This window comes from Vibrio sp. THAF190c (assembly GCF_009363355.1).
Classification (GTDB): Bacteria; Pseudomonadota; Gammaproteobacteria; order Enterobacterales; family Vibrionaceae; genus Vibrio; species Vibrio fortis_A.
In genome coordinates this window covers 3191102-3210530 of the sequence record NZ_CP045338.1, presented here as the reverse complement: position 1 = coordinate 3210530, position 19429 = coordinate 3191102, and the positions used below count along the sequence as shown (strand labels likewise).

The following is a 19429-nucleotide window of genomic DNA, read 5'->3' as shown; positions in this document are numbered from 1 at the left end:
GGCGTTTAAGCTTCCTTGTTATGACGCGGCTGGCGTGGGCGACGGTTTTGGTTCGGCTTACGGTTGCCGTTACGAGAACCACCGTTGTTTGAGCGGCGCTGTTGCGGGTTGCGCGTGCGCAGGCGCAATGGTGCTGGCAGATCTTCAATAAGTGCCGAAGCATCGTAGTCAGAAACTGGGATTGCGTGCTCAATGTACTCTTCGATTGTTGGAAGGTTAATTGCGTAATCTTCACAAGCGAAGCTGATTGAGTGACCACTTGCACCAGCACGGCCAGTACGACCTATACGGTGAACGTAATCTTCACAATCGTCCGGCAGGTCGAAGTTGAACACGTGAGTTACTTGAGGAATGTGTAGGCCACGTGCCGCAACGTCGGTTGCAACGAGGAGGTCAACTTCACCCTTAGTGAACTGCTCAAGGATCTTTTCACGTTTCTTCTGAGGAACATCACCCGTTAGTAGGCCAACACGGTGACCGTCAGCTGCTAGGTGGCCCCATACAGACTCACACTTGTGCTTAGTATTAGCAAAGATGATTGCACGCTCAGGCCACTCTTCCTCGATCAGAGTTTGCAGTAGTGCCATCTTGTGTTCGTTTGATGGGTAGAACAGCTCTTCTTTGATACGGTGACCAGTTTTACGCTCAGGCTCAACCACAACATGCTCAGGGTTGTGCATGTGCTCAAACGCCAATTCTTGTACGCGGTAAGAAAGCGTCGCAGAGAACAGCATGTTCAGGCGATCTTTTGGCTCAGGCATACGACGGAACAAGAAACGGATGTCTTTAATGAAACCAAGGTCGAACATACGGTCCGCTTCATCCAGTACAACGGCTTGGATGTGGTTCAGGTTAAATACCTTCTGCTTGTAGAAGTCGATGATACGGCCAGTAGTACCGATCAGAACGTCTACACCGTCTTCTAGTTTCGCTAACTGCTTATCGTAGCTCTCGCCACCGTAGGCAAGTGCCGCTTTAATACCAGTATTCGCGATAAGAGGCTCAGCATCGTTAAAGATCTGAATCGCTAGCTCGCGCGTCGGAGCCATAATAATCGCACGAGGCTGATTTGGCTTACGACCTTCGTGTTCAGGCGTATTTAGCAGGTGGTTAAAGGTAGCAGTAAGAAACGCGAGCGTTTTACCAGTGCCCGTTTGGGCCTGGCCTGCGATGTCTTGGCCGGTGAGCAGTACCGGCAGCGCCAAGGCTTGAATCGGGGTACAATATTCGAACCCTTTTTTCTCCAATCCTTCAATGACTTGGGCGTTTAAATCCAAATCGGCGAACTTTTGCTCTGTGATATGCGTCTTTTTCATAGCTATAGAATATCAGCTTAAGCTTGCAATACGAAAGTAAATACATTCCAATAGGGCATCTATTTACTGGTTATCATCCAACCAGTTCTAAAAAACACATTGGAGTGGAAGATGAGTGATAAGATTTTGCAGCTTACTGATGAAGGTTTTGATAACGAAGTAATCAACGCTGCAGGCCCGGTTCTTGTTGATTTTTGGGCGGAATGGTGTGGTCCATGTAAAATGATTGCGCCGATTCTTGATGAAATCGCCGACGAGTACGAAGGCAAGCTCACTATCGGTAAACTGAATATCGACCAAAACGCGGGTACACCACCTAAGTTTGGTATCCGTGGTATTCCAACGCTACTTCTTTTCAAAGATGGTGGCGTAGCAGCAACTAAAGTTGGTGCTCTGTCTAAAACTCAACTGAAAGAGTTCCTAGACGCGAACCTATAATAGGCAAGCAATAAAAAGAAACCGTGCAGTTAACAAATGCACGGTTTTGTTTTTTCTAAGCTATAGACTAGGCTTAGTTTTAGTGATAATTTATCGCACGTTAATTGAACAAATTTCTCTTCTTGGTCGATCCTGTGACCGAATCCCTCTTAACTAGAAAACAGATCTTATTTTGACTAAACAAGCATCCACCACAATGAATCTTACAGAACTGAAGAACAGACCTGTATCTGAACTTGTTAAACTTGGCGAAAGCCTAGGCCTAGAAAACCTAGCTCGTCTAAGAAAACAGGACATTATCTTCTCCATCCTTAAAGCACATGCAAAAAGTGGTGAAGACATCTTCGGTGATGGTGTTCTAGAAATTCTGCAAGACGGTTTTGGTTTCCTACGTAGCGCAGACAGCTCATACCTAGCTGGCCCTGACGACATTTACGTATCGCCAAGTCAGATTCGTCGTTTCAACCTACGTACTGGTGACTCAATTGCCGGAAAGATTCGCCCACCTAAAGATGGCGAACGTTACTTTGCTCTGCTTAAAGTAAACACGGTAAACCACGACAAACCAGACAACGCTCGTAACAAAATCCTATTTGAAAACCTTACCCCTCTACACGCTAACGAGCGTATGGTTATGGAGCGCGGTAACGGTTCTACTGAAGACATCACAGCACGTGTATTAGACCTTGCATCACCAATTGGTAAAGGTCAGCGTGGTCTGATTGTTGCTCCGCCTAAAGCGGGTAAGACAATGCTGCTTCAGAACATTGCACAAAGCATTGCTCACAACCACCCTGAGTGTGAGCTGATGGTACTTCTTATCGATGAGCGTCCAGAAGAAGTAACCGAGATGCAACGCCTAGTTAAAGGTGAAGTAGTTGCATCGACTTTCGATGAGCCAGCATCTCGCCACGTACAAGTTGCAGAAATGGTTATCGAGAAAGCGAAACGTCTTGTTGAACACAAGAAAGACGTTGTTATCCTACTTGACTCTATTACTCGTCTAGCACGTGCATACAACACCGTAGTACCTTCATCAGGTAAAGTACTGACTGGTGGTGTGGATGCGAACGCACTACACCGTCCTAAGCGTTTCTTCGGTGCTGCACGTAACGTAGAAGAGGGTGGTAGCTTAACTATCCTAGCAACTGCACTGGTTGATACCGGTTCTAAGATGGACGAAGTTATCTACGAAGAGTTCAAGGGTACAGGTAACATGGAAATCCACTTGAACCGTAAGATCGCTGAGAAGCGTGTCTTCCCTGCAATCGACTTCAACCGCTCTGGTACTCGTCGTGAAGAACTACTGACGAAGAACGATGAACTGCAGAAGATGTGGATCCTACGTAAGATTGTTCACCCAATGGGCGAAATCGATGCAATGGAATTCCTAATCGACAAGCTAGCGATGACGAAGACTAACGATGAGTTCTTCGACGCAATGCGTCGTCAATAAGTTAGATATCGTTATCTAGAACGACTATGAAGCGCTGCCACTGGTAGCGCTTTTTATTTGCATTTTTGGCGAGTAGCTTGCAGAATAACCAAAAGTGTTACAAGGAAGTTAAAATGCAACATGGACTGTTGTCGTCAATACTCCTGTCTATTTCACTGTTATTTACACCTGTCAGCGTATCGTTCGCGACAGAGATGTCTCCTCAAACAGTCGAAACATGGCTGGAGAATGACCAAGTAAAACAAAAGACCTCAGAGTTTCTAGAGTTAGTGATGCGCGATGAAGTGAACTCATTGCGCTTTGCCCTTGAGCGTCTTACCTTTCCCCAGCAGGAAGTCGCGCGCTATCAACTGCTCAAAAAGATAGAGCAGCAAGGTATCGTTCTTACTCCTAAGATGTCGATCTTTGTCGAGCAACAGCTCGCGATTACACCTACCTACCAAGTTTTAGAGCGTGGTGATGGCTACGAATTTACGGTTCCTGCATTTAACTACCCATCTATTGCTAACCGTCTTATCAAACAGTTCCGCGAAGACCAAAATACCCTGGTATTTGTATTAAATGCTGAAAAGAAAGATCTCGATTTAAAGTCGTGGCTAACAGGAGCGGACCATCTGGTTCAAACGCGAGAAGCATTGTTAGTTCGTGAACTCGATAGTTTGTCTCCAGAGGCGGTTGATTACCTAGCTAAACAGTTAACCGAGTCGCCAATCGTGAGTTGGTTACCATCAACAGAAGTGGTAGTACGCTTGGCACAAGTCAGCGAAGACCCTGAGGTCTACCAAATCCTGTGGAAGATGAAAGCCGACTATCATAGTCAAGCAGAGCTAGTACGTTTGGCTGAAAGCAAAGAACCTTTCGCATTAGAGCAGGTGATGGCAGCAACTAAGAACCCACGCCTAAAAGAAGAAGCGATCACCTTACTCACAAGAGTGAACCCACTTTCGGAAGAGGTAAAAGCATTTCTAGTCTCTCGCATGGCGATAGCAGACGACGCCTCGTTGGTCGCACGTGAGTTAGCTAAACAAGGTCACACGGGGTGGCTACAAGACTTAGTTAACGATAACCCACAAGTTAAAAGCTCTGTAATCCAGAAAGTGCTACCGTAACTGGGTTTTACCTCGCAATAACCTTACTAAAAAGGGGGATCTCAGGATGCCCCTTTTTGTTATACTGCTTGCAGATTAATCAGCATTAGAAGCCCTATGAGTTATAAGGATTTACGCGACTTTATTGATCACCTAGAAGGGATTGGTCAGCTAAAGCGCATTTCTCACCCTGTCGACCCCGATTATGAAATGACAGAGATCAGCGATCGTACATTACGTGCTGGTGGTCCTGCATTGTTATTCGAAAACCCAATTGGCTATAACATGCCTGTGTTGACCAACTTATTTGGTACGCCGGAGCGTGTGGCTATCGGTATGGGGCGTCAGGACGTTAAAGAGTTACGCGAAGTAGGTAAGCTACTGGCTTATCTTAAAGAGCCAGAGCCGCCAAAAGGCTTTAAAGATGCGATAGAAAAAATACCGGTCTTTAAGCAAGTCCTAAACATGCCAGCCAAGCGCTTGCGTAAAGCGTCGTGCCAAGAGATCGTTTGGCAGGGTGACGAGGTTGATCTCGATAAAGTTCCGGTAATGAGCTGCTGGGCGGACGACGTCGCGCCACTACTAACCTGGGGCTTGACGGTTACTCGTGGGCCAAACAAGAAACGCCAAAACTTGGGTATCTACCGCCAACAGAAGATTGGTAAGAATAAGATCATCATGCGTTGGCTTGCCCACCGAGGTGGCGCTCTCGACCTACGTGATTGGATGGAAACCAACCCAGGTAAACCATTCCCAGTATCTGTCGCATTTGGCGCTGATCCTGCTACCATTCTAGGTGCGGTAACGCCAGTGCCAGATACTCTGTCTGAGTACGCGTTTGCTGGTCTGCTGCGTGGTAGCAAAACGGAAGTGGTTAAATCGATTAGTAATAATCTAGAAGTGCCAGCCAGCGCAGAGATTGTGATGGAAGGCTATATCGACCCGAACGAGTTTGCTGATGAAGGTCCATATGGTGATCACACGGGTTACTACAATGAGAAAGAGAAACACCATGTGTTTACCATTACTCATATCACTATGCGTAAAGACCCTATTTATCACAGCACCTACACAGGCCGTCCGCCAGATGAGCCTGCAGTATTAGGTGTTGCGCTGAACGAAGTGTTCGTGCCAATTCTGCAAAAGCAGTTCCCTGAAATAGAAGATTTCTACCTACCGCCTGAAGGATGTTCGTACCGAATGGCAGTAGTGACCATGAAGAAACAGTACCCGGGTCATGCAAAGCGCGTGATGATGGGGGTATGGTCTTTCTTACGTCAGTTCATGTACACCAAGTTTGTACTGGTATGCGATGAGAGTGTTAATGCACGTGATTGGTCTGAAGTCACTGCAGCGATGGCGGAACATATGAGCCCTAAGCGTGACACATTGATGATAGAAAGCACCCCTATTGATTCTCTCGACTTTGCATCTCCAGTTGTGGGCTTAGGCTCTAAGATGGGGCTGGATATCACCAAGAAGTGGGATGCTGAGCTTGAACTGTCTCCTGAAGCTTCTGCTGTAAGTGAAGACAAGCCGGTATGCGAGCAAGCGCTAAAACAGATCAAGCAAGCTCATCCAGAAATCATCGATATCCATCTGCAAAATAACAATAGCAGCATGGTCGTGGTTTCTATTGAGAAAGCGAAGGCGCATCATGCAAAAGAAGTGATGGAAACCATCTGGCAGCAGTTTGCTGATAACAAGTTCGTGATTGTGTGTGATGGCGACGTTAATGTTCGTGATTGGAACGATATTATCTGGGCGATCACCACGCGAATGGATCCGGCGCGCGATACGATTTTTGAATCACAACCATCTTCACTGTCTCGTATGGGATTGGATGCGACGAATAAGATTCAAGGTCAAGAGTGTCGACGCGAGTGGGGCACACCCATTACAAAAGATCCAAAGATTGTCGAAAAAGTTGATAGTATCTGGGAACAACTAGGAATCTTATGAGCTACCAAGTAGTCTTGTATCCAGAAAATATCACCTTCGATATAGAAAAAGGGCAAACGGTGTTGGATGCTGCGCTCAACAGCAACATTAACTTCCCTAACCGTTGCCAAGTCGGCGCTTGTGCGATGTGCATGTGCAAAAAACTAGAAGGGCAAGTCAGTTACCACCTTGAGCCAATGCTTACAGAGAAAGAGCAGCAACAAGGTTGGATCTTCGCTTGCCAAGCAATAGCAGAAAGTAATTTAGTCCTGACCTTTGCTGATTAAAGGTCTGTGAGAGGAATAGCATGACAATTAAATGTAAAGTGAAGTCTATCGAGCCGTTGGCGTGTAACACGTACCAGATTCTACTTCACCCAGAAACCCCAGTAGCATTTAAAGCTGGTCAATACCTTATGGTAGAGATGGGCGAGAAAGATAAGCGCCCATTCTCAATTGCGAGCAGCCCTTGCCGTCACGAAGGTGAACTAGAGCTACATATCGGTGCCGCAGAACATAACGCTTACGCACTAGAAGTAGTAGAAGCTATGCAAAAAGCGCTAGCAGAAGATGGAGATATCGCGATTGATGCGCCTCACGGTGACGCTTGGGTAAAAGAAGAGAGCGATCGTCCACTATTGCTAGTAGCTGGTGGTACGGGTTTCAGTTACGTACGTTCTATTCTTGATCACTGTATCGCCCAGAATAGCCAAAAAGAGATTCACCTATACTGGGGTGCTAAAGATGAGCGCCAGCTTTACGCGAAAGCAGAACTAACTGAGATTGCAGAAAAGCACAGCAATGTTCACTTCGTGCCAGTAGTAGAAGACGCACCAGCAGCATGGAACGGTCAAACCGGTAATGTGCTAGAAGCAATTAACCATAACTTTGAGTCTCTGGCTGATTACGACATCTATATTGCAGGTCGTTTTGAAATGGCAGGCGCTGCAAGAGAACAGTTTACTGAGAAAAAAGATGCGAAACGCGAGCATATGTACGCTGATGCCTACGCATTTATTTAACTAAAAGCGTATTAATTCGTTCAAAAAGAGAGCAGAAATGCTCTCTTTTTTTGGTTTTGATGAACTATTAGGCAGTTAACCCCTATTTATTCAATTTTTATGAAAAAGTAGTTGCCAAGTTCTTAGGTATCTCTATAATGCCGCCTCACTGACACGGCAGGCGCCACAAGGCTTCAGCAGTAATCAGTAAGACGAAAATTCGAAAAAATTAATTTTCAAAAAGTGTTTGACACTGAATGTTAATTCGCTAGAATGGCCGTCCACTTTGAGAGGTAAGCCTCGAAAAAGTAAAGCTCTTTAACAATTTAAACCTATCAATCTGTGTGGGCACTCGTTGATGAATATCAAAAAATGAAACTTCGGTTTCAACTTGATTTCAATGAACTGAGTGACCAATTCGAATCGTAAGATTCGGCACAGTCAATTCACAGTCACTATTCGTAAGAATAGGGAATGTAATCAGTATTCATTGAGTCGACAAAATCTTAAATTGAAGAGTTTGATCATGGCTCAGATTGAACGCTGGCGGCAGGCCTAACACATGCAAGTCGAGCGGAAACGAGTTATCTGAACCTTCGGGGAACGATAACGGCGTCGAGCGGCGGACGGGTGAGTAATGCCTAGGAAATTGCCTTGATGTGGGGGATAACCATTGGAAACGATGGCTAATACCGCATAATGCCTACGGGCCAAAGAGGGGGACCTTCGGGCCTCTCGCGTCAAGATATGCCTAGGTGGGATTAGCTAGTTGGTGAGGTAATGGCTCACCAAGGCGACGATCCCTAGCTGGTCTGAGAGGATGATCAGCCACACTGGAACTGAGACACGGTCCAGACTCCTACGGGAGGCAGCAGTGGGGAATATTGCACAATGGGCGCAAGCCTGATGCAGCCATGCCGCGTGTATGAAGAAGGCCTTCGGGTTGTAAAGTACTTTCAGCAGTGAGGAAGGGGGTGTCGTTAATAGCGGCATCTCTTGACGTTAGCTGCAGAAGAAGCACCGGCTAACTCCGTGCCAGCAGCCGCGGTAATACGGAGGGTGCGAGCGTTAATCGGAATTACTGGGCGTAAAGCGCATGCAGGTGGTTTGTTAAGTCAGATGTGAAAGCCCGGGGCTCAACCTCGGAACTGCATTTGAAACTGGCAAACTAGAGTACTGTAGAGGGGGGTAGAATTTCAGGTGTAGCGGTGAAATGCGTAGAGATCTGAAGGAATACCAGTGGCGAAGGCGGCCCCCTGGACAGATACTGACACTCAGATGCGAAAGCGTGGGGAGCAAACAGGATTAGATACCCTGGTAGTCCACGCCGTAAACGATGTCTACTTGGAGGTTGTGGCCTTGAGCCGTGGCTTTCGGAGCTAACGCGTTAAGTAGACCGCCTGGGGAGTACGGTCGCAAGATTAAAACTCAAATGAATTGACGGGGGCCCGCACAAGCGGTGGAGCATGTGGTTTAATTCGATGCAACGCGAAGAACCTTACCTACTCTTGACATCCAGAGAACTTTTCAGAGATGAATTGGTGCCTTCGGGAACTCTGAGACAGGTGCTGCATGGCTGTCGTCAGCTCGTGTTGTGAAATGTTGGGTTAAGTCCCGCAACGAGCGCAACCCTTATCCTTGTTTGCCAGCGAGTAATGTCGGGAACTCCAGGGAGACTGCCGGTGATAAACCGGAGGAAGGTGGGGACGACGTCAAGTCATCATGGCCCTTACGAGTAGGGCTACACACGTGCTACAATGGCGCATACAGAGGGCAGCCAACTCGCGAGAGTGAGCGAATCCCAAAAAGTGCGTCGTAGTCCGGATTGGAGTCTGCAACTCGACTCCATGAAGTCGGAATCGCTAGTAATCGTAGATCAGAATGCTACGGTGAATACGTTCCCGGGCCTTGTACACACCGCCCGTCACACCATGGGAGTGGGCTGCAAAAGAAGTGGGTAGTTTAACCTTCGGGAGGACGCTCACCACTTTGTGGTTCATGACTGGGGTGAAGTCGTAACAAGGTAGCCCTAGGGGAACCTGGGGCTGGATCACCTCCTTATACGAAGATGTTCACGATAAGTGTCCACACAGATTGATGGTTTTGAAGCGAAAGCTTCGAGCTATTATTGCTCTTTAACAATTTGGAAAGCTGACTGATTTAAATAACACAGTTATTTAAATCAAATTAAAAGTTCTCAATGTTTATCTTTTAGATAAACACAACACAAACACATTCAAGTGTCTTGGCTTTTTGTCTTCACTTTTTAAAAGTGAAAATAAAAAGCAAAAATTGAGTCCGGCAAACACGTAATGAGAATTAACCCTTCTTGTTACAACCAAAAACCTTGGTGATTTATCATCAACTCGAAACTTCTTCGGGTTGTATGGTTAAGTGACTAAGCGTACACGGTGGATGCCTTGGCAGTCAGAGGCGATGAAGGACGTATTAACTTGCGATAAGCCCAGATTAGGTAGTAAAAACCTTTTGAGTCTGGGATTTCCGAATGGGGAAACCCACTTACATAAGTAAGTATCTTGTTGTGAATACATAGCAACAAGAGGCAAACCGGGGGAACTGAAACATCTAAGTACCCCGAGGAAGAGAAATCAACCGAGATTCCGAAAGTAGCGGCGAGCGAAATTGGATTAGCCCTTAAGCTTTTAATGATGCAGGTGAAGAGTCTGGAAAGTCTCGCAATAAAGGGTGATAGCCCCGTAACCGACACATCATAATCAGTGAAATCGAGTAGGGCGGGACACGTGATATCCTGTCTGAATATGGGGGGACCATCCTCCAAGGCTAAATACTACTGACTGACCGATAGTGAACCAGTACCGTGAGGGAAAGGCGAAAAGAACCCCTGTGAGGGGAGTGAAATAGAACCTGAAACCGTGTACGTACAAGCAGTAGGAGCCCTTCGAGGGTGACTGCGTACCTTTTGTATAATGGGTCAGCGACTTATATTCAGTGGCAAGGTTAACCGTTTAGGGGAGCCGTAGGGAAACCGAGTCTTAACTGGGCGTTCAGTCTCTGGATATAGACCCGAAACCAGGTGATCTAGCCATGGGCAGGTTGAAGGTTGAGTAACATCAACTGGAGGACCGAACCGACTAATGTTGAAAAATTAGCGGATGACTTGTGGCTAGGGGTGAAAGGCCAATCAAACCTGGAGATAGCTGGTTCTCCCCGAAAGCTATTTAGGTAGCGCCTCGGACGAATACTACTGGGGGTAGAGCACTGTTAAGGCTAGGGGGTCATCCCGACTTACCAACCCTTTGCAAACTCCGAATACCAGTAAGTACTATCCGGGAGACACACGGCGGGTGCTAACGTCCGTCGTGGAGAGGGAAACAACCCAGACCGCCAGCTAAGGTCCCAAAGTATAGCTAAGTGGGAAACGATGTGGGAAGGCTCAGACAGCCAGGATGTTGGCTTAGAAGCAGCCATCATTTAAAGAAAGCGTAATAGCTCACTGGTCGAGTCGGCCTGCGCGGAAGATGTAACGGGGCTAAGCTATACACCGAAGCTGCGGCTGCATACTTTAGTATGCGGGGTAGGGGAGCGTTCTGTAAGCCGTTGAAGGTGGTCTGTAAGGGCTGCTGGAGGTATCAGAAGTGCGAATGCTGACATGAGTAACGATAAAGGGAGTGAAAAACTCCCTCGCCGGAAGACCAAGGGTTCCTGTCCAACGTTAATCGGGGCAGGGTAAGTCGACCCCTAAGGCGAGGCCGAAAGGCGTAGTCGATGGGAAACGGGTTAATATTCCCGTACTTCTTACAATTGCGATGGGGGGACGGAGAAGGCTAGGTGGGCCTGGCGACGGTTGTCCAGGTTCAAGTACGTAGGCGGAAGAGTTAGGTAAATCCGGCTCTTCATTAACGCTGAGATACGATGTCGAGCCACTACGGTGGTGAAGTCATTGATGCCATGCTTCCAGGAAAAGCCTCTAAGCTTCAGATTGTAAGGAATCGTACCCCAAACCGACACAGGTGGTCGGGTAGAGAATACCAAGGCGCTTGAGAGAACTCGGGTGAAGGAACTAGGCAAAATGGTACCGTAACTTCGGGAGAAGGTACGCTCTTATCGGTGAAGTCCCTCGCGGATGGAGCTGACGAGAGTCGCAGATACCAGGTGGCTGCAACTGTTTATTAAAAACACAGCACTGTGCAAAATCGTAAGATGACGTATACGGTGTGACGCCTGCCCGGTGCCGGAAGGTTAATTGATGGGGTTAGACTTCGGTCGAAGCTCTTGATCGAAGCCCCGGTAAACGGCGGCCGTAACTATAACGGTCCTAAGGTAGCGAAATTCCTTGTCGGGTAAGTTCCGACCTGCACGAATGGCGTAATGATGGCCACGCTGTCTCCACCCGAGACTCAGTGAAATTGAAATCGCTGTGAAGATGCAGTGTACCCGCGGCTAGACGGAAAGACCCCGTGAACCTTTACTACAGCTTGGCACTGAACATTGACCCTACATGTGTAGGATAGGTGGGAGACTTTGAAACCGCGTCGCTAGATGTGGTGGAGTCGTCCTTGAAATACCACCCTTGTAGTGTTGATGTTCTAACGTTGGTCCCTGAATCGGGATTACGGACAGTGCCTGGTGGGTAGTTTGACTGGGGCGGTCTCCTCCCAAAGAGTAACGGAGGAGCACGAAGGTGGGCTAATCACGGTTGGACATCGTGAGGTTAGTGCAATGGCATAAGCCCGCTTGACTGCGAGAATGACAATTCGAGCAGGTGCGAAAGCAGGTCATAGTGATCCGGTGGTTCTGAATGGAAGGGCCATCGCTCAACGGATAAAAGGTACTCCGGGGATAACAGGCTGATACCGCCCAAGAGTTCATATCGACGGCGGTGTTTGGCACCTCGATGTCGGCTCATCACATCCTGGGGCTGAAGTCGGTCCCAAGGGTATGGCTGTTCGCCATTTAAAGTGGTACGCGAGCTGGGTTTAGAACGTCGTGAGACAGTTCGGTCCCTATCTGCCGTGGGCGTTGGAAGATTGAAGGGGGCTGCTCCTAGTACGAGAGGACCGGAGTGGACGAACCTCTGGTGTTCGGGTTGTCATGCCAATGGCATTGCCCGGTAGCTAAGTTCGGAATCGATAACCGCTGAAAGCATCTAAGCGGGAAGCGAGCCCTGAGATGAGTCTTCCCTGGCGCTTTAAGCGTCCTAAAGGGTTGTTCAAGACTAGAACGTTGATAGGCAGGGTGTGTAAGCGCTGTGAGGCGTTGAGCTAACCTGTACTAATTGCCCGTGAGGCTTAACCATACAACACCCAAGGGGTTTTGATGGACTCAAAGATACAAACGCTTGAATGAGTTTGAAGAGAACAAGAAACAGCTTTCCAGATTTTAAGAATTTGCTTGGCGACCATAGCGTTGTGGACCCACCTGATTCCATGCCGAACTCAGAAGTGAAACGCAATAGCGCCGATGGTAGTGTGGGGCTTCCCCATGTGAGAGTAGGACATCGCCAGGCTTTAATTTCGACTTTGCTTAGTATCTAAGCAAGTCACCATAAAGTTCTAACCTTTGCTTTTAGATTTTCAAAATCTGAAGGAAAAAAGATAGAGTTTTATGTTGACTTACAGAGTCAATCGCGTATTATACGCATCCGCTTCAACGCTAAAGCGTTGATAGCAAAGCTCTTTAACAATTTAAACCTATCAATCTGTGTGGGCACTCGTTGATGAATATCAAAATAGAAACTTCGGTTTCAACTTGATTTCAATGAACTGAGTGACCAATTCGAATCGTAAGATTCGGCACAGTCAATTCAACATTACTATGTAATGTAATCAGTATTCATTGAGTCACAAAATCTTAAATTGAAGAGTTTGATCATGGCTCAGATTGAACGCTGGCGGCAGGCCTAACACATGCAAGTCGAGCGGAAACGAGTTATCTGAACCTTCGGGGAACGATAACGGCGTCGAGCGGCGGACGGGTGAGTAATGCCTAGGAAATTGCCTTGATGTGGGGGATAACCATTGGAAACGATGGCTAATACCGCATGATGCCTACGGGCCAAAGAGGGGGACCTTCGGGCCTCTCGCGTCAAGATATGCCTAGGTGGGATTAGCTAGTTGGTGAGGTAATGGCTCACCAAGGCGACGATCCCTAGCTGGTCTGAGAGGATGATCAGCCACACTGGAACTGAGACACGGTCCAGACTCCTACGGGAGGCAGCAGTGGGGAATATTGCACAATGGGCGCAAGCCTGATGCAGCCATGCCGCGTGTATGAAGAAGGCCTTCGGGTTGTAAAGTACTTTCAGCAGTGAGGAAGGGGGTGTCGTTAATAGCGGCATCTCTTGACGTTAGCTGCAGAAGAAGCACCGGCTAACTCCGTGCCAGCAGCCGCGGTAATACGGAGGGTGCGAGCGTTAATCGGAATTACTGGGCGTAAAGCGCATGCAGGTGGTTTGTTAAGTCAGATGTGAAAGCCCGGGGCTCAACCTCGGAACTGCATTTGAAACTGGCAAACTAGAGTACTGTAGAGGGGGGTAGAATTTCAGGTGTAGCGGTGAAATGCGTAGAGATCTGAAGGAATACCAGTGGCGAAGGCGGCCCCCTGGACAGATACTGACACTCAGATGCGAAAGCGTGGGGAGCAAACAGGATTAGATACCCTGGTAGTCCACGCCGTAAACGATGTCTACTTGGAGGTTGTGGCCTTGAGCCGTGGCTTTCGGAGCTAACGCGTTAAGTAGACCGCCTGGGGAGTACGGTCGCAAGATTAAAACTCAAATGAATTGACGGGGGCCCGCACAAGCGGTGGAGCATGTGGTTTAATTCGATGCAACGCGAAGAACCTTACCTACTCTTGACATCCAGAGAACTTTCCAGAGATGGATTGGTGCCTTCGGGAACTCTGAGACAGGTGCTGCATGGCTGTCGTCAGCTCGTGTTGTGAAATGTTGGGTTAAGTCCCGCAACGAGCGCAACCCTTATCCTTGTTTGCCAGCGAGTAATGTCGGGAACTCCAGGGAGACTGCCGGTGATAAACCGGAGGAAGGTGGGGACGACGTCAAGTCATCATGGCCCTTACGAGTAGGGCTACACACGTGCTACAATGGCGCATACAGAGGGCAGCCAACTCGCGAGAGTGAGCGAATCCCAAAAAGTGCGTCGTAGTCCGGATTGGAGTCTGCAACTCGACTCCATGAAGTCGGAATCGCTAGTAATCGTAGATCAGAATGCTACGGTGAATACGTTCCCGGGCCTTGTACACACCGCCCGTCACACCATGGGAGTGGGCTGCAAAAGAAGTGGGTAGTTTAACCTTCGGGAGGACGCTCACCACTTTGTGGTTCATGACTGGGGTGAAGTCGTAACAAGGTAGCCCTAGGGGAACCTGGGGCTGGATCACCTCCTTATACGAAGATATTCACGATAAGTGTCCACACAGATTGATACGGTTTAGAAAGTTAAGAGACGATATTGGGTCTGTAGCTCAGCTGGTTAGAGCGCTCGCCTGATAAGCGGGAGGTCGGTGGTTCAAGTCCACTCAGACCCACCACTATCTTTTCCCAGAGATAGCGGTCAATATCGATTTCGTTGGGGCTATAGCTCAGCTGGGAGAGCGCCTGCCTTGCACGCAGGAGGTCAGCAGTTCGATCCTGCTTAGCTCCACCATCTTTAAGCGCATTAGCGATAGTGCTTTTAAACATGGTTCAGAAATGAATCTGCTCTTTAACAATTTGGAAAGCTGACTGATTTAAATAACACAGTTATTTAAATCAAATTAAAAGTTCTCAATGTTTATCTTTTAGATAAACACAACACAAACACATTCAAGTGTCTTGGCTTTTTGTCTTCACTTTTTAAAAGTGAAAATAAAAAGCAAAAATTGAGTCCGGCAAACACGTAATGAGAATTAACCCTTCTTGTTACAACCAAAAACCTTGGTGATTTATCATCAACTCGAAACTTCTTCGGGTTGTATGGTTAAGTGACTAAGCGTACACGGTGGATGCCTTGGCAGTCAGAGGCGATGAAGGACGTATTAACTTGCGATAAGCCCAGATTAGGTAGTAAAAACCATTTGAGTCTGGGATTTCCGAATGGGGAAACCCACTTACATAAGTAAGTATCTTGTTGTGAATACATAGCAGCAAGAGGCAAACCGGGGGAACTGAAACATCTAAGTACCCCGAGGAAGAGAAATCAACCGAGATTCCGAAAGTAGCGGCGAGCGAAATTGGATTAGCCCTTAAGCTTTTAATGATGCAGGTGAAGAGTCTGGAAAGTCTCGCAATAAAGGGTGATAGCCCCGTAACCGACACATCATAATCAGTGAAATCGAGTAGGGCGGGACACGTGATATCCTGTCTGAATATGGGGGGACCATCCTCCAAGGCTAAATACTACTGACTGACCGATAGTGAACCAGTACCGTGAGGGAAAGGCGAAAAGAACCCCTGTGAGGGGAGTGAAATAGAACCTGAAACCGTGTACGTACAAGCAGTAGGAGCCCTTCGAGGGTGACTGCGTACCTTTTGTATAATGGGTCAGCGACTTATATTCAGTGGCAAGGTTAACCGTTTAGGGGAGCCGTAGGGAAACCGAGTCTTAACTGGGCGTTCAGTCTCTGGATATAGACCCGAAACCAGGTGATCTAGCCATGGGCAGGTTGAAGGTTGAGTAACATCAACTGGAGGACCGAACCGACTAATGTTGAAAAATTAGCGGATGACTTGTGGCTAGGGGTGAAAGGCCAATCAAACCTGGAGATAGCTGGTTCTCCCCGAAAGCTATTTAGGTAGCGCCTCGGACGAATACTACTGGGGGTAGAGCACTGTTAAGGCTAGGGGGTCATCCCGACTTACCAACCCTTTGCAAACTCCGAATACCAGTAAGTACTATCCGGGAGACACACGGCGGGTGCTAACGTCCGTCGTGGAGAGGGAAACAACCCAGACCGCCAGCTAAGGTCCCAAAGTATAGCTAAGTGGGAAACGATGTGGGAAGGCTCAGACAGCCAGGATGTTGGCTTAGAAGCAGCCATCATTTAAAGAAAGCGTAATAGCTCACTGGTCGAGTCGGCCTGCGCGGAAGATGTAACGGGGCTAAGCTATACACCGAAGCTGCGGCTGCATACTTTAGTATGCGGGGTAGGGGAGCGTTCTGTAAGCCGTTGAAGGTGGTCTGTAAGGGCTGCTGGAGGTATCAGAAGTGCGAATGCTGACATGAGTAACGATAAAGGGAGTGAAAAACTCCCTCGCCGGAAGACCAAGGGTTCCTGTCCAACGTTAATCGGGGCAGGGTAAGTCGACCCCTAAGGCGAGGCCGAAAGGCGTAGTCGATGGGAAACGGGTTAATATTCCCGTACTTCTTACAATTGCGATGGGGGGACGGAGAAGGCTAGGTGGGCCTGGCGACGGTTGTCCAGGTTCAAGTACGTAGGCGGAAGAGTTAGGTAAATCCGGCTCTTCATTAACGCTGAGATACGATGTCGAGCCACTACGGTGGTGAAGTCATTGATGCCATGCTTCCAGGAAAAGCCTCTAAGCTTCAGATTGTAAGGAATCGTACCCCAAACCGACACAGGTGGTCGGGTAGAGAATACCAAGGCGCTTGAGAGAACTCGGGTGAAGGAACTAGGCAAAATGGTACCGTAACTTCGGGAGAAGGTACGCTCTTATCGGTGAAGTCCCTCGCGGATGGAGCTGACGAGAGTCGCAGATACCAGGTGGCTGCAACTGTTTATTAAAAACACAGCACTGTGCAAAATCGTAAGATGACGTATACGGTGTGACGCCTGCCCGGTGCCGGAAGGTTAATTGATGGGGTTAGACTTCGGTCGAAGCTCTTGATCGAAGCCCCGGTAAACGGCGGCCGTAACTATAACGGTCCTAAGGTAGCGAAATTCCTTGTCGGGTAAGTTCCGACCTGCACGAATGGCGTAATGATGGCCACGCTGTCTCCACCCGAGACTCAGTGAAATTGAAATCGCTGTGAAGATGCAGTGTACCCGCGGCTAGACGGAAAGACCCCGTGAACCTTTACTACAGCTTGGCACTGAACATTGACCCTACATGTGTAGGATAGGTGGGAGACTTTGAAACCGCGTCGCTAGATGTGGTGGAGTCGTCCTTGAAATACCACCCTTGTAGTGTTGATGTTCTAACGTTGGTCCCTGAATCGGGATTACGGACAGTGCCTGGTGGGTAGTTTGACTGGGGCGGTCTCCTCCCAAAGAGTAACGGAGGAGCACGAAGGTGGGCTAATCACGGTTGGACATCGTGAGGTTAGTGCAATGGCATAAGCCCGCTTGACTGCGAGAATGACAATTCGAGCAGGTGCGAAAGCAGGTCATAGTGATCCGGTGGTTCTGAATGGAAGGGCCATCGCTCAACGGATAAAAGGTACTCCGGGGATAACAGGCTGATACCGCCCAAGAGTTCATATCGACGGCGGTGTTTGGCACCTCGATGTCGGCTCATCACATCCTGGGGCTGAAGTCGGTCCCAAGGGTATGGCTGTTCGCCATTTAAAGTGGTACGCGAGCTGGGTTTAGAACGTCGTGAGACAGTTCGGTCCCTATCTGCCGTGGGCGTTGGAAGATTGAAGGGGGCTGCTCCTAGTACGAGAGGACCGGAGTGGACGAACCTCTGGTGTTCGGGTTGTCATGCCAATGGCATTGCCCGGTAGCTAAGTTCGGAATCGATAACCGCTGAAAGCATCTAAGCGGGAAGCGAGCCCTGAGATGAGTCTTCCCTGGCGCTTTAAGCGTCCTAAAGGGTTGTTCAAGACTAGAACGTTGATAGGCAGGGTGTGTAAGCGCTGTGAGGCGTTGAGCTAACCTGTACTAATTGCCCGTGAGGCTTAACCATACAACACCCAAGGGGTTTTGATGGACTCATAAGATACAAACGCTTGAATGAGTTTGAAGAGAACAAGAAACAGCTTTCCAGATTTTAAGAATTTGCTTGGCGACCATAGCGTTGTGGACCCACCTGATTCCATGCCGAACTCAGAAGTGAAACGCAATAGCGCCGATGGTAGTGTGGGGCTTCCCCATGTGAGAGTAGGACATCGCCAGGCTTTAATTTTGGAACCACGTCTAAAGACGTGTTTACCACTGCGGAGTGGTAGTTCAGTTGGTTAGAATACCGGCCTGTCACGCCGGGGGTCGCGGGTTCGAGTCCCGTCCACTCCGCCACTTATCAGAAAGCCTAGTCTTACGACTAGGCTTTCGTCGTTTCTGGGGATAGGTATTTTGGTCTTGGACCAAGGAATCCTAGTCTCCTGTGACCACAGGCACTTCGTTACTTACAGATAAGCCCTGCTAGAAATAGCAGGGCTTTTTTACATCCATCTGTCCCCCTCTCAATGTGTAAACACATTTCAGGACGAGAGAATCAGCGATGATTGTGTTGTTAGATAGCTTGCGGGTCGAAACGAAAGTCCAATAACCCAACAGCTTTTGGTTTATTAGAAAGCCTAGTCTTACGACTCGGCTTTCATTGCTTCTGGGGATCGGTGGTTTAGTCTTCGGACAACGAAACTAAGCCGCTTGATACATGCTATTTATTGAGGAGCTTCGTCAGAAATAGGAGGAGTTGAGGGTGGTTGCACGTACGATACTTTATTGTCTTTCTAGTTGTAGCTAAGCCTTCGTCATTCTCTAGACTGACGAAGGAAGGAGAAGGGAGTCTAAACTCCTGCAGATATATAGAGCAAATTTCAAAGACAGATTAGTTGCGTAAGAAGTAAAACACCCTGCAATGGTTAGGTATTACACCAAGGGTTATTTGCTATTTATCTTTTCGATATAGGCAAAGATATCTTTTACATCCTTCTCATTGAAGACGGAGTTCCAAGCGGGCATACCTTCATTACCATTTAACACGGTGTCGATGAGTTCTGCTTCACTTTCAAACCAAGAGTTCAATCCATCATAAATGTTCGAGGGCTGCTCTGGGAGCGCTTTTCCCGCAATACCATCACCATGGCCAAGATCGCCATGGCAGGACACGCAGAGAGTCTTATAGGAGTTCTCACCAGCTTCTATATCTAAGTTAGATGCGTATGTATTGAAGCCAATAAAGCTAGTAAGTAATAGGGTGGCGAACTTTGACATGATGACTCTCACTCATGGTGTAATTTGGGAATGAAGTAAGAGTACGATAGGTGGTATGAATATTATCTGAATGAAATGTACAAAAAGCCGATAC

Annotated in this window: 8 protein-coding genes, 3 tRNA genes and 6 rRNA genes; 15 read left to right on the top strand and 2 right to left on the bottom strand. The window is 48.1% G+C overall.

All coding sequences use genetic code 11. The features are described 5' to 3' along the window. Window positions 1–5 precede the first annotated feature (5 nt). Entirely contained in the window at window positions 6–1316 is a 1311-nt protein-coding gene (gene rhlB, locus FIV04_RS14570; RefSeq protein ID WP_152469457.1) for an ATP-dependent RNA helicase RhlB, read from the bottom strand. Window positions 1317–1427: 111 nt separating this feature from the next. On the opposite strand from rhlB, the gene trxA reads away from it, so the two are divergent. From trxA to FIV04_RS14495, 15 genes are all read left to right on the top strand, one after another. Then, window positions 1428–1754, top strand: coding sequence for a thioredoxin TrxA (trxA, locus tag FIV04_RS14565; protein ID WP_152469456.1), 327 nt, complete (start codon window positions 1428–1430; stop codon window positions 1752–1754). 196 nt (window positions 1755–1950) lie between these two features. Next, window positions 1951–3210 (top strand): transcription termination factor Rho, encoded by a 1260-nt coding sequence (gene rho / locus FIV04_RS14560; protein WP_032552271.1) that lies wholly within the window; start codon window positions 1951–1953, stop codon window positions 3208–3210. 113 nt (window positions 3211–3323) lie between these two features. After that, the gene (locus FIV04_RS14555; protein ID WP_152469455.1) at window positions 3324–4319 is read left to right on the top strand and encodes a hypothetical protein; all 996 of its coding nucleotides are present in this window, start codon (window positions 3324–3326) and stop codon (window positions 4317–4319) included. 96 nt (window positions 4320–4415) lie between these two features. After that, window positions 4416–6260 carry a 4-hydroxy-3-polyprenylbenzoate decarboxylase gene (gene ubiD, locus FIV04_RS14550; RefSeq protein WP_152469454.1) on the top strand — a complete coding sequence of 615 codons (1845 nt, stop codon included), beginning with the start codon at window positions 4416–4418 and terminating at the stop codon, window positions 6258–6260. Next, window positions 6257–6526, top strand: a complete 270-nt coding sequence (locus FIV04_RS14545) for a 2Fe-2S iron-sulfur cluster-binding protein (RefSeq protein WP_032552274.1) — start codon at window positions 6257–6259, stop codon at window positions 6524–6526. The genes ubiD and FIV04_RS14545 overlap by 4 nt, the downstream gene beginning before the upstream one ends. 20 nt (window positions 6527–6546) lie before the next feature. Next, complete coding sequence (gene fre / locus FIV04_RS14540; RefSeq protein ID WP_152469453.1) at window positions 6547–7260, top strand: NAD(P)H-flavin reductase; 714 nt, start codon at window positions 6547–6549, stop codon at window positions 7258–7260. A 487-nt stretch (window positions 7261–7747) separates the two neighbouring features. Beyond that, window positions 7748–9300, top strand: a 16S ribosomal RNA gene (locus tag FIV04_RS14535). Window positions 9301–9627: 327 nt separating this feature from the next. Then, a 23S ribosomal RNA gene (locus FIV04_RS14530) occupies window positions 9628–12517 on the top strand. 94 nt (window positions 12518–12611) lie between these two features. Next, window positions 12612–12727, top strand: a 5S ribosomal RNA gene (gene rrf / locus FIV04_RS14525). A gap of 346 nt (window positions 12728–13073) precedes the next feature. After that, window positions 13074–14626, top strand: a 16S ribosomal RNA gene (locus tag FIV04_RS14520). 66 nt (window positions 14627–14692) lie between these two features. Then, window positions 14693–14769 (top strand) — tRNA-Ile (locus tag FIV04_RS14515). 40 nt (window positions 14770–14809) lie between these two features. Further along, window positions 14810–14885, top strand: a tRNA-Ala gene (locus tag FIV04_RS14510). Between the two features lie 310 nt (window positions 14886–15195). After that, window positions 15196–18085, top strand: a 23S ribosomal RNA gene (locus FIV04_RS14505). Between the two features lie 95 nt (window positions 18086–18180). Next, a 5S ribosomal RNA gene (gene rrf, locus FIV04_RS14500) occupies window positions 18181–18296 on the top strand. The 16S, 23S and 5S rRNA genes sit together here with 3 tRNA genes alongside, the layout of an rRNA operon. Window positions 18297–18337: 41 nt before the next feature. Continuing rightward, window positions 18338–18414: transfer RNA gene (locus FIV04_RS14495), tRNA-Asp, on the top strand. A gap of 588 nt (window positions 18415–19002) precedes the next feature. Here the strand turns inward: FIV04_RS14495 and FIV04_RS14490 are convergent. After that, window positions 19003–19335 carry a cytochrome c gene (locus FIV04_RS14490; protein WP_152469452.1) on the bottom strand — a complete coding sequence of 111 codons (333 nt, stop codon included), beginning with the start codon at window positions 19333–19335 and terminating at the stop codon, window positions 19003–19005. Between the last annotated feature and the right edge of the window lie 94 nt (window positions 19336–19429).